Below are 11,529 nucleotides of genomic sequence, written 5' to 3' on the forward strand. Positions count from 1 at the left end.
ATTGATGTATGTAACGATAAGAAGGAGATCGTATGAAAACCTTATTTAAAAAAGAAATTTTGTTTTTTGGAGGAAAGGGAGGCGTAGGGAAATCCACCTCTGCCTCTGCTTTCGCTTTTGCTTCTGCAAAGGCAGGGTACCGTACGCTGCTCGTTTCCACGGATCCAGCCCATAACCTGAGCGACCTGTTTGACCAGGCGATAGGGGATGAAAAAACCGCGCTGACAGATAATCTATGGGGAATGGAAATTGATCCGGAGAAAGAAGCGCGGCGTTATATTGAAAGGGTCAAGCAGAACCTTAAAGGCGTGGTGCGCTCCTCGATGGCCGATGAAGTAAACAGACAGATCGACATGGCGGCCGTTTCGCCGGGGTCGGATGAGTCCGCCTTGTTCGACAGGCTGATCCATATTATTCTGGAAGAAAAGGAAACGTTGGATACGATCGTATTTGATACCGCTCCGACCGGGCATACGGTCCGGCTCCTTTCGCTGCCGGAAATGATGGAAGCCTGGATGGAAGGAATGCTCAAGCGCAGAAGCAAAGTGAATGATAACTATTCAGAATGGATGAATGACGGCGAGCCGGTCGAAGATCCGATCTATCAGATATTAATGGAGCGAAAAGACCGCTTTTCCCGGGTCCGCCGCATTTTAATGGATCCAAAGCGGACAGCCTGTGTGTATGTGCTTGTGCCGGAAAAGCTTCCTATTGCGGAAACAAAGCGCGCTCTGCAGCTATTGGAGCAGGTGAATATGCCGGTGCCGGCGGTGCTGATTAATAAATGCATGCCGGAATCTGCGGGAAACAGTTCTTTTATACAAAAAGAAGAGCGCAGGAAGCTGCCTACATCGAGCAGATTAAAGAAGCCTTTCCGAACCAGCAGAAGACGTTCCTGCCGCTTTTGGAAGAGGACATTCATTCAATTGAAGATATTAAAACGATGGCGGAGGCCATCGTTCCTGACTAATTAAAAGCGTGCCCGCGGGTGCGCTTTTTTCCCTGACATAATTGTTTAAAAGAAAGAAAAAACGGTAATGAGTGTAGGATAATTCATTTATTCAGGAGGTTCTATAAAAATGGAAACGACTAAAATTGCGAATACTGGCATAGAAGCTTCCCGCATTGGTCTCGGCACGTGGGCTATTGGCGGCAAAATGTGGGGAGGCACGAATGAAGAAGATTCCATTAAAACGATTCACGCTGCTTTAGATAAAGGAATTTCCCTTATTGATACAGCACCTGCCTATGGATTAGGCGAATCGGAAGAACTGGTCGGAAAAGCGGTCGAACAGTATGGCGGCAGAAATAATATTGTGCTTTCTACCAAAGCAGGGCTGAACTGGACGGACGAGGGCGGTATGTACAGAGACGGAACAGAAGCCCGTATTCAAAAAGAAGTAGAAGATTCCCTGCGTCGCCTCCGCAGCGACTACATTGATATTTACCATGTACACTGGCCCGATCCTGAGATAAATATGGAAGAGACAGCTGCTGTAATGAAAAGGCTGTTTGACGAAGGCAAGATAAGAGCAATCGGACTCAGTAACTTTACAACAGAGCAGATTGACGAGTTTCAGAAAACGGCGCCCGTACACGTGCTTCAGCCGCCGTATAATATTTTTGAAAGAGGCATTGAAGAAGATATTCTTCCCTACACCCGGAAACACGACATCCACAAACCTTTCATACGGCAGCCTGTGCCGCGGCCTGCTGAGCGGAAAAATGTCGGCAGACCGCACGTTCAAAGGAGATGACCTGCGTAACAATGATCCAAAATTCCAGGAGGACACCCTGCCGAATTATATTGCCGCAGTAAACGAACTTGATCAGTACGTGCAGAATAAATACAATAAGCATGTAATTCACCTCGCAATCCGCTGGGTACTTGATCAGCCCGGATCTGATATTGCCCTGTGGGGTGCCAGAAGGCCGGATCAGCTGGACGCGATAGAAGAAGCGATGGACTGGAAGCTTGATGAAACCGATCATCAGGCAGTAAATGAAATCGTCGGCAAGCATATTAAAGAACCCATCGGTCCGGAGTTTATGGCTCCACCCGCTAAATCAGAATAAGCTGAAGTATAAGCCTGTCTCTTTTTGAGACAGGCTTATTAAATGTTGTCAACAATGCTCCTGTCGAATTAGTGTTTTCCTTTTGTTGTAGACGCAGTGGTAACGCTTTATTATAAAGATACAGCAATGATAATTACTTATCATCAGAAATAGTGCTGTTCATGCAGAAAGTATTTAAATCGTGACAGCATATCTTTTAATAAACAAGGAGGCGTTTACTATGAGTACAGCTCAAGGAGAAGTACAGAGCAAAGGCAGCATGCGTGCGAAGGTGCAGCGGTTCGGCAGTTATTTAAGCGGCATGATTATGCCGAATATCGGGGCATTTATTGCCTGGGGTCTTATTACAGCTCTTTTTATTGCAGACGGCCCGATTCCGGTTGCAAACATCGCAGATAACGTAGTCGGCCCGATGCTGACCTACCTGCTTCCGCTTTTGATTGGTTTTACCGGCGGACGGATGGTTCACGGCGATATGCGCGGCGGGGTCGTCGGCGCCATTGCTACAATGGGGTTATCGCAGGAGCAGAGATTCCAATGTTCCTCGGTGCCATGATGATGGGGCCGTTAGGCGGCTATGCCATCAAAAAATTTGACCAGGCAGTGGATGGAAAAATCAAGCAGGGCTTTGAAATGCTTGTGAACAACTTTTCCTCCGGTATTATCGGTGCTATTCTTGCCATATTTGGACTATACGCGGTGGGTCCGCTTGTAACAGGCCTTACAGGTGTTCTTGGAAACGGAGTAGACTGGATTATCGGACTTGGCCTGCTTCCACTCGTCAGTATCTTCATTGAGCCGGCGAAAGTATTGTTTTTAAATAATGCAATTAACCACGGTATACTAAGTCCGCTTGCTTTAGAGCAGACGGCTCAGGCAGGACAGTCCGTACTGTTCCTTCTGGAAACCAACCCGGGACCGGGTATGGGAATTCTTTTAGCCTATATGGTCTTTGGTAAAGGCATGGCACGCGGTTCAGCGGCCGGTGCTTCGATTATTCACTTCTTCGGCGGGATTCACGAGATTTACTTCCCGTATGTATTAATGAAGCCGATTCTTATTCTTGCAGCGATCGGCGGCGGCATGGCCGGTATCTTCACCTTCCAGCTGTTTGGCGCAGGTCTTGGAGCTCCACCTTCTCCAGGAAGTGTTATTGCCTACTTTGCCCTTGCCAATCCAAGCAACTATCTTGGTCTGGCAGCCGGTATTCTTGCAGCAACGGCTGTATCTTTTGTGATCGCAGGATCGATTCTCCGCTTCTCCAAGCAGGAAGAAGAAGATCTAAGCGGTGCCGCAGCGAAAATGGAAAGCATGAAAGGCAAGAAGAGTCAGGCCGCTTCCCAGCTTGGCGGCAGCCAGCCGGTTGCATCTTCTGCTAAAAAAGCACAGGTGAACAGCATTATCTTCGCATGTGATGCCGGAATGGGATCAAGCGCAATGGGTGCATCTGTCATGAAGGATAAAGTGAAAAAAGCCGGACTGGATATTCATGTAACAACTCAGCGATTAACCAGATTCCGGACAGTGCAGATATTATTATTACGCATAAAGATTTAACCGAGCGTGCGAAGGCAAAACGTCCGGATGCAGAGCATATTTCCGTAGACAATTTCCTCGGCAGCCCGAAATATGATGAGTTAGTTGAAGATTTAAAGGGAAGAGAAGATGGAGGAGAGCAGGCGCAGGAAAAAGCCGCTTTCTGAATTTGATCCGCAGAACGTACAGAAGATTATCTTTGCCTGCGATGCCGGAATGGGATCAAGCGCAATGGGTGCATCTGTATGAAAGACAAAGTGAAAAAAAGCCGGACTGGATATCATGTGACCAACTCAGCAATTAACCAGATTCCGGAAGATGCAGATATCATTATTACCCACAAAGATTTAACCGAGCGTGCGAAAGCTAAACGTCCGGATGCAGCACACATTTCCGTAGATAATTTTCTGGCAGCCCGAATACGATGAGCTTGTTGAGGGGCTGAAGGAAAATAAAATCAGCTAAGCTTCACGAAAAGGGTGAACGGTATGGACTATATTACAGCCCGTGAACGTGAACTCATGCAGTATCTGCTTTCTCAAAAAGGTATGGTGCCGATTTCGGAAGCGGCACGGGAGCTCAACGTCAGCGCCCGTACCATTCACCGCGATCTCGAAGGCCTTGAAAAAAGAATAGAGCCGTATCATTTAACTCTGCGAAGGCAGACAGGCAGAGGGATTGAAGTCATTGGCGAGGAGAGCAGCAGAACGAACTGCTGGCTCTCCTTCGCCATTCTGCGTTCTCCGACTATACGCCGGAAGAAAGAAAAACCCTGCTGCTGAGTGCACTTCTGGAAGCAAATGAGCCGGTCAAGCTTACATCTCTGGCGGTTGAGCTCAACGTGACGGCAGCTACAGTCAGCCACGATCTCGATAAAGCAGAGGAGTGGCTGTCTTTTTTCGATTTACAGCTGATTCGCAGAAGAGGATACGGCGTGGAAGTGGTCGGGACCGAGAAATCAAGAAGGCGTGCCATGAGCAGCCTGATGGTGGAAACTTTGGAGAAAATGAATTCTTTCATTTAATGAGGGAAACGATGAAGCAGAAGCCCTCTCCGGCAGGAAGCGACATATCAAACCGGCTGCTGGGTATGGTGGAAAAAGAGCGCTGGGCGCTCGTTGAAGGCGTACTGCATGATTTTAAAAGTGAACTGCCCTACTCCTTTGCCGACAGTGCATATATCGGCCTGGCCGTGCATTTAACGCTTGCCATGGAGCGGATCATTAAAGGCGAAAATATTGAAATAAACGAATCCTACTTCCAATCACTGCAGGAAACGAAGGAATTTGCTGTGGCCGAACAGCTTATTTCCCGGCTGGAAACAGGTTTTTCAGCGGACGATTCCTAAAGCAGAAATTGGATATATTACCATGCATCTCCGCGGGGCCAAGCTTCGAAATGATCAGGAATATACAATGGATCTGGACAGTCTTCCATCAGCGGTTCAGGCGAAATCCCTGATTCAGTTTGTGGAAGAGCGGGTAGGCAAAAACCTGACCGGCGATGAATCGCTTTTCCAGGGGCTTGTAGCTCACTTAGAACCCACGCTTTACCGGATTAAGGAACGCATGAAAATCCATAATCCGCTGCTAAAAGATATTAAAAGTGATTACCCGGAATTGTTTTCTTTAATTAAAGAAGCGGCTTCCGACACCTTTTCCCGTTTTGAGCTTCCGGATGCAGAAATCGGTTTTCTTGTTCTGCATTTCGGATCGGCCATTGAACGGGCAAACACGATGGAGCCCCTGCATGCGCTTGTCGTCTGTTCGAGTGGTATAGGCTCTTCCAAGATGCTCGTTACCCGGCTGCAAAAAGAAATTCCCGAACTGCAGAAGCTGAAAAATATCTCCCTGATGGATTTGGAGAACGAGTCGAAAAGGGAGGGCTATGATGTAATTATTTCTACATTAAGCCTGCCGGACAGCGAGCTGCCGCATATTGTGGTCAATCCGTTTTTAACAGATAAAGATATTAGGAGTGTTCAGGCCTTTATTCGGGAACAGCATAAGGACAGCCTGTTGAAAAAACGCCGGCCGATTTCATCAGGGACGTCTGCAGCAGAAGAGCCCATTGAGAAATTAGTGCAGATGCAGTCGTATACGAACACGATTCTTATGCTTTTAGGCGGACTGGAAGTAGAAGAGATCACAGAACGCGGGGAGCTTTCCCGTCAGTTGGAGGCTGTATGCCGACGCGCCGTTGAAGACGGAGTGATCCAGAACGCAGAAGCGGTGCGCGATAAGCTGCTGGAGCGCTATGCGATGGGAGGAGTTGCGATTCCAAATTCAGGGCTTGCCCTGTTTCATGCCAGAAGCGTCCATGTAACGAGACCTTCTTTTACGATATGGGATCTGCCGGAGCCTAAAGATATACAGGCAATGGACGGGTCTGTAGAATCGACATACCGAATTCTGCTTCTGCTGGCACCTGAATACGGAGAAACCGAAATATACGAAGTACTCAGTGCCGTCAGCGAACAGCTTATCGGAAGCCGGGAATCACTAATACGCTTCCGATCTGCCCGATAAAAAGCGGCTGACCCGCCATATGGGTGCCGCGTTTCATGAATGGCTTAAAGAAAAACTACAATAAGACAGGAGACGATTATAATGAGCAGCCAAATACTAAAAGAAGAGAACGTTGTAATAGGAGCAGCATTGAGTTCAAAAGAGGAAGCAATCCGCGCGGTAGGAAACATTCTCGTAGATCAGGGGTACGTCGAAACCGATTATATTGCTTCCATGATGGAAAGAGAAGAATTAACCTCTACGTACATGGGGAACTATATAGCGATACCACACGGTACGGAAGATTCCAAAAGCCAAATTAAATCCTCCGGTTTGTCCATTGTACAGGCGCCGGACGGGGTCGATTACGGTGATGGAAACAAGGTAAAGCTATTGATTGGTATCGCCGGCAAGGGAGACGAGCATTTAGAAATCCTCTCAAAAATTGCGCTTGTCTGTTCGGATGCCGATAATGTGGAGAAGATGCTGCAGGCTACAACGAAACAAGAGCTGCTTGCTCAATTTGAAGAGGTGAAATAAATGCTGTCAGATTGGTGCAGGAAATATTGGCAGGGGCTTTATCGGCCAGCTTTTGTCTGAAGCCGGCTTTGAATTATATTTCGCAGACGTAAACGAAGAATTAATCACAAAGCTTCAGGAACGCGGCGAATACACGGTGGAACTGGCGGATGAAACGCATCAAACGAGCCGGATAAGCGGTGTTCACGCCGTAAACAGCATGAAAGAAAAGGAAGAACTGCTTCAGCTGATTGAGCGGGCAGACCTGATTACCACAGCTGTTGGACCGCCGATTCTAAAGCGGATTGCACCTGATCTGGCTGAAGGCCTTAAACGCCGTGCCGCTAAAGGCACACCTTCCAACGTAAATATTATTGCCTGCGAAAATATGGCAGAAGGAACAAGCCATCTGCAGGCTGCGATTTATGAACATCTTTCCAGCGCAGAGCAGGCCGCAATAGAGAAGTTTACCGGTTTTGCAAATGCAGCAGTAGACCGTATTGTTCCCGAACAATCATCGGAAGATGGACTGCATGTTGTAGTAGAGCCCTTTTTTGAATGGGTAGTAGAGGAACCTTCCCTCAAACCGGGAACAGAGAAAATACCTGGTGTGACGTATGTCGAGTCCCTTCCGCCCTACATTGAAAGAAAATTGTTTACAGTTAACGCAGGCCATGCTGCGCTCGCCTATAACGGCGCTGCAGGAGGCTGCGAAACGATCAAGGAATCGTATGACAATGAAGCAGTAAGAAAAGCATACTTCGGCCTTCTTAATGAAACGTCCGAACTGCTAAGCCGTAAACACGGGTTCGATAAAGAAGATCTAAAGGCATACCGTGAAAAAATCAATACACGGTTCCAGAATCCATATTTATCGGATTCCGTGAAGCGTGTCGGACGCGGACCAGTCCGCAAGCTTGGCAGCCAGGAGCGCCTCGTGCATCCTGCTTTAGGGCTGCTTGATTACGGTGTAGAGCCTGTTTACATTGCCGAAACGCTGCGCGCGCTTCTTACTTTCGAGCATCCGGAAGATGAAGAAGCACAGGCACTGCAGGCACGAATTAAAGAGAATGGAAGAGAAGAAGCATTCTGCTATTACAGCGGTCTGGACTCCTCACATCCGCTGACGAGACTTGTATTTGATCAGGCATAAAAAGAAAGGCCTCCCGGACAAAACAGGGAGGCCTTTTGGTATACTAAAACAAAGTCAGCAAAAAGGAGGCAGGTTATCGTGACGGATCCGATCCACTATATCTCACGCTACCTTCCCGTAATTAAAAAAATCCCCAAAGCAGACGTCATGCAGATTGGAGCGCTGTCTGAAGAACAGACAGCCGCGGCAGCAGAAGCTGTCCGCCAGTCGAGGGGCGTCTTTACACTTGTAGAAGCGGACGGAGGAAAAGCAGCGGAAAAGCTGAAGTCCCATCAGCTTCATTGTATAACAAGTCTGGACATGGTGGAGTGGACGCCGTCTTCTCTGGATTGGGTGTTTCTGCTTATTGATACTGCATCGTATAAAAAAGGGGTGCTGCTGGAAACATTCCAGCAGATTGAAAAAGCCGTAAGATCGAAACGATCGATCAGTTTTGTTATGGAAACCGATTCACCGGAAGAATGGCATGAAGAACTGCGCCGGACATTTTTAAGCTGGCGGATCGTTGTGGACAAAAAGCAGGAAGGGCGTCTGTTGTTTACTGCCCAGAAATAGAAGAAAGCCGGCATCCTGAGATTCAGGGGGCCGGCTTTTCTTTATAAATCAAGAAGCTCGCGGATATCGTCTTCTGATAAAGAAGACAGGCTGCTTTCGCCGGTCTGTATGACCTGGTCGAATAGAGCTTTCTTTTTGTCCTGAAGCGAAAGGATTTTCTCTTCAATCGTGCCTTGTGAAATCAGCTTGACGACCTGTACGACCCGCTTTTGGCCGATGCGGTGGGCGCGGTCGGCGGCCTGGCTCTCTACAGCCGGGTTCCACCAGAGGTCAAACAGCACAACTGTGTCGGCTCCTGTCAGATTCAGCCCTGTGCCTCCTGCCTTCAGCGAAATTAAAAAGGAATCAGCAGAGCCTTCATTGAATTGTTCGGTCAGGGCCATCCGCTGGTCGGAAGGTGTTTTGCCATCCAGATAAAAATAGGAGAGTCCTGCTTCATCGAATGCTTTGGAAATAATAGAAAGCATGCTCGTAAACTGGGAAAAGACCAATACCCGGCGCCCGTTTTCCTTGCTTTCTTTCATAAACGACATCAGCTCATCCAATTTTCCGGAGCTTCCCGTGTAGTTTTCCAGAAACATCCCCGGATGGCAGCAGAGCTGACGCAGCCGGGTCAGATTGGCAAGAATATTCATCCGGTTGGAGGACAATCCTTCTTTAAGCTGCTGGCTCGTTTCTGCTTTAATACGCTCCAAATAAGCCATATAGGTCTCGCGCTGCTGCTTATTCAATTCGCAGTAGAGAGAGCTTTCAATTTTATCCGGAAGCTCTTTTAATACTTCTTTTTTCGTCCGTCTCATAATAAAAGGAGCAATCCGCTGTTTGATCTGGTCGGGAGACAGCTGTTTAAACTTGGAGACGTCCGGAAACAAACCCGGCATAATAACAGCAAACATCGACCAGAGCTCTTCCAGCTTGTTTTCAATGGGCGTGCCGCTTAAGGCAAAAATACGGCCGGCGTCCATCCGCCTTACAGCGCGGAACGATTTCGACAGATGGTTTTTAATATTTTGAGCTTCATCGAGAATCAGTCCATAGAATACACGGCCCCGGTACAGCTTCATCACGGCGCAGAAGCGGATATGACGTAATCCAGACGTCGGCCTCTTCATAGGTGCTCCATTGTTTTTTGCGCTGCGGCTTCGTGCCGTGGATCACTGCGATCTTAAGATCAGGGGTGAACCGCTGGGCTTCTTTTTCCCAATTATATATTAATGAAGAAGGGGCAACGATTAAAAAAGGCGGTGCTTCAGGATTTTTCTGACGTTCAGAGAGAATATACGTCAGGGTCTGAAGCGTTTTTCCAAGCCCCATATCATCCGCTAAAATACCGCCGAATCCATAGGCCGTCAACGCCTTCATCCATTGAAAGCCCAGCTTCTGGTAGCGCTAGATCGGCATTCAGCCCCTCCGGCAGTTCCACTTCAAACGTCTGCGGATCACGGATGTGTCGATAAGATCCTCCATGGTGCAGAGGCGCCACCCGGCACTTCCCGCGTTTATCATCGAGCAGAAGCGTTTTGTAGGAGGGCATACGCATCTTTTTATTTTCCGTGTTTTCTTCCGTTACAGGCGTATCCTGAAGCAGATCCTGCAGGTTTTTCATCCAGCTGCTCGTTAAGGAAACATAGCCGCCCTCGATTTGTAGTAGCGCTTTTTTTCCTTCAGCGCCTTCATCAGGTGGAATACATCTTCCTCGTTTAAATCCGAGGTTTCAAAGGAAATATCGAGCCATCCCATAGAAGGGTCAAGAGCGGCCTCAACCTGAAGCGTCTCCGGTGGAATAAACGTACTTTCCGCTGCGCGGCTCATAAAAACGTCGGCCTGCTTTTTCAGCTCCGGCAGAATATCTAGAAAAAACAAAGCAATATCTTCTTCCTGGAAAGAATCAGCCGTTCGCCGTTCCAGTGGAAGCCGGCTTCTTCAATAAACTGAAGGATGTCTTTTCCTGCTTGGTGTCGCGTACAAGAATCGCTTTGTCTTCCGGAGTCTGCTGTTCTGTTACGGCATGAATAGAGTAAGGGCCGTAGGAGAAAAGCGGATCGGCCGTCAGTCCCGTTTTCCTTTTTATCGAGGTAGATTTTGGCCTGAAAGCGGCTGTTCTTCGATAGAAGCACGGATGGATTCCGTCATCTCCAGCTTTTCATTCTGCTCCAGTGGTGCCACAATCTGCTTATATACTTGTCCGACCTCTTCTGAAGAAAGCGGAAGCCTTCCCTGCGGCGTGTCCATCAGCATATGAAAAAGCAGAACGATATCGCGGTCCGCTTCCGGGTCAATTTTATACAGGCGGTCATTCCATATATAATAGGAGGTCAGGCTGATCCGCTTTGGCGGATAGGAAACCGCCGGAATAGGAAATAAGATAGTCTTCATCGGCCTGCTGCATATCAAACGTGCCGGGAAATTCTTCTTTACCATAAACGGCACAAGCTGATGCGTGTTGCCGATTGAACAAACACCTGACGGCAGGGAGTAAGTCGTTCGAGCATCTGCTCTGCGGCTACAGGCGGCACCTGGATAGCCCGGGCAGACGTTTCGGAATAGCCGAAGGATGACGTGCGTCCGTCTTTCTGCCATTTTTTGATTGCGTACAATATATTCAAGCATCTTTAATGCCTGCAGATCTTCTTCTTTAAAATAGTGATAGGTCGGATCGAAAGTGAAGTTCTTTGTAATAGGAAGCGAGAGCGCTGACGGATGGATGCAAATAGGTCCTCCATGTTTTTAACGACATACAGTTTATCTACGCCGATCCGCAGCTGCACCGTGAAATATTTTTCCTGCACAAAGCTGTAGTCGGAGAAAAACTGCAGCACAAAACTCGGCGCGCATCGCTCTCCGATGACTCTACGGTCGTCAGCCTCCCGAAAAATGATCCATAAAAAAATGCCGCAGCGATGAAGTGGCTTCTTTTCACTCACTTGTTTTTTTTGGACGGGCTCGGAAAAGAATGAAGAAACTTCCGGCTTCTGCAGCTGGCAAGCTCTATCATCACAGCGGCCATATGCTTGCATACGTGCATGCCGTCGCTGTGGGCGGGACACGTGCAGGAGCCATCCTCCCATTCTCCCGCTTTCGAGAAAAAAGAGCTCTACTTTATACATTTCCTCTCCCTGCACGCTTGCTTTTATCTTGCTGATTGTGCCATTCTGCTGCTGTTGAATTCCTTTTATATATCCTC

At 48.1% G+C, this 11,529-nt stretch carries 14 protein-coding genes and 3 pseudogenes; 11 read left to right on the plus strand and 6 right to left on the minus strand.

The features are described 5' to 3' along the window. Positions 1 to 32 precede the first annotated feature (32 nt). From MMY81_RS32085 to MMY81_RS32135, 11 genes and pseudogenes are all read left to right on the plus strand, one after another. Positions 33 to 974, plus strand: coding sequence for an ArsA family ATPase (locus MMY81_RS32085; protein ID WP_308215551.1), 942 nt, complete (start codon positions 33 to 35; stop codon positions 972 to 974). A 105-nt stretch (positions 975 to 1,079) separates the two neighbouring features. Continuing rightward, a pseudogene (locus tag MMY81_RS32090) lies at positions 1,080 to 2,076 on the plus strand (aldo/keto reductase). A 220-nt stretch (positions 2,077 to 2,296) separates the two neighbouring features. After that, positions 2,297 to 3,779: pseudogene (locus MMY81_RS32100) on the plus strand (PTS mannitol transporter subunit IIBC). Next, positions 3,742 to 4,077, plus strand: a pseudogene (locus tag MMY81_RS33650) (PTS mannitol transporter subunit IIBC); the annotation flags it as partial. The pseudogenes MMY81_RS32100 and MMY81_RS33650, both read left to right, overlap by 38 nt. Positions 4,078 to 4,100: 23 nt before the next feature. Then, positions 4,101 to 4,394, plus strand: a complete 294-nt coding sequence (locus MMY81_RS32105; protein ID WP_252316017.1) for an HTH domain-containing protein — start codon at positions 4,101 to 4,103, stop codon at positions 4,392 to 4,394. A gap of 8 nt (positions 4,395 to 4,402) precedes the next feature. After that, the gene (locus MMY81_RS32110; RefSeq protein WP_252316026.1) at positions 4,403 to 4,636 is read left to right on the plus strand and encodes an HTH domain-containing protein; all 234 of its coding nucleotides are present in this window, start codon (positions 4,403 to 4,405) and stop codon (positions 4,634 to 4,636) included. A gap of 11 nt (positions 4,637 to 4,647) precedes the next feature. Then, a complete protein-coding gene (locus tag MMY81_RS32115; RefSeq protein ID WP_252316018.1) occupies positions 4,648 to 4,959 on the plus strand; it encodes a PRD domain-containing protein in 312 nt (103 codons plus the stop codon). After that, positions 4,898 to 6,139: a BglG family transcription antiterminator gene (locus MMY81_RS32120; RefSeq protein WP_252316019.1), complete on the plus strand. Its 1,242-nt coding sequence runs from the start codon at positions 4,898 to 4,900 to the stop codon at positions 6,137 to 6,139. The genes MMY81_RS32115 and MMY81_RS32120 overlap by 62 nt, the downstream gene beginning before the upstream one ends. A gap of 81 nt (positions 6,140 to 6,220) precedes the next feature. Then, positions 6,221 to 6,658 carry a PTS mannitol transporter subunit IIA gene (locus MMY81_RS32125; RefSeq protein ID WP_252313139.1) on the plus strand — a complete coding sequence of 146 codons (438 nt, stop codon included), beginning with the start codon at positions 6,221 to 6,223 and terminating at the stop codon, positions 6,656 to 6,658. Between the two features lie 10 nt (positions 6,659 to 6,668). Next, the gene (locus MMY81_RS32130; protein ID WP_308215552.1) at positions 6,669 to 7,790 is read left to right on the plus strand and encodes a mannitol-1-phosphate 5-dehydrogenase; all 1,122 of its coding nucleotides are present in this window, start codon (positions 6,669 to 6,671) and stop codon (positions 7,788 to 7,790) included. Positions 7,791 to 7,868: 78 nt separating this feature from the next. Beyond that, positions 7,869 to 8,345 carry a hypothetical protein gene (locus MMY81_RS32135; RefSeq protein WP_252313141.1) on the plus strand — a complete coding sequence of 159 codons (477 nt, stop codon included), beginning with the start codon at positions 7,869 to 7,871 and terminating at the stop codon, positions 8,343 to 8,345. 41 nt (positions 8,346 to 8,386) lie between these two features. On the opposite strand, the gene MMY81_RS32140 is transcribed toward MMY81_RS32135, so the two are convergent. The 6 genes from MMY81_RS32140 to MMY81_RS32165 form a co-directional block, all read right to left on the minus strand. Further along, positions 8,387 to 9,409 carry a DEAD/DEAH box helicase gene (locus MMY81_RS32140; RefSeq protein ID WP_252316027.1) on the minus strand — a complete coding sequence of 341 codons (1,023 nt, stop codon included), beginning with the start codon at positions 9,407 to 9,409 and terminating at the stop codon, positions 8,387 to 8,389. Beyond that, positions 9,363 to 9,707 carry an SNF2-related protein gene (locus MMY81_RS32145; RefSeq protein ID WP_252316021.1) on the minus strand — a complete coding sequence of 115 codons (345 nt, stop codon included), beginning with the start codon at positions 9,705 to 9,707 and terminating at the stop codon, positions 9,363 to 9,365. Before MMY81_RS32145 ends, MMY81_RS32140 begins: the two co-directional genes overlap by 47 nt. Further along, positions 9,661 to 9,951 carry a hypothetical protein gene (locus MMY81_RS32150; RefSeq protein WP_252316022.1) on the minus strand — a complete coding sequence of 97 codons (291 nt, stop codon included), beginning with the start codon at positions 9,949 to 9,951 and terminating at the stop codon, positions 9,661 to 9,663. The genes MMY81_RS32145 and MMY81_RS32150 overlap by 47 nt, the downstream gene beginning before the upstream one ends. A gap of 11 nt (positions 9,952 to 9,962) precedes the next feature. Further along, positions 9,963 to 10,253 carry an SNF2 helicase associated domain-containing protein gene (locus MMY81_RS32155; protein WP_256498114.1) on the minus strand — a complete coding sequence of 97 codons (291 nt, stop codon included), beginning with the start codon at positions 10,251 to 10,253 and terminating at the stop codon, positions 9,963 to 9,965. A 159-nt stretch (positions 10,254 to 10,412) separates the two neighbouring features. Next, on the minus strand, positions 10,413 to 10,955 hold the full coding sequence (locus tag MMY81_RS32160) for a hypothetical protein (protein WP_252316024.1): 543 nt from the start codon (positions 10,953 to 10,955) through the stop codon (positions 10,413 to 10,415). Positions 10,956 to 10,957: 2 nt separating this feature from the next. Next, positions 10,958 to 11,529: hypothetical protein (locus tag MMY81_RS32165; RefSeq protein ID WP_252316025.1), on the minus strand; the 572-nt coding region annotated here is incomplete at its 5' end.

The organism is Sinobaca sp. H24 (genome assembly GCF_023845525.1).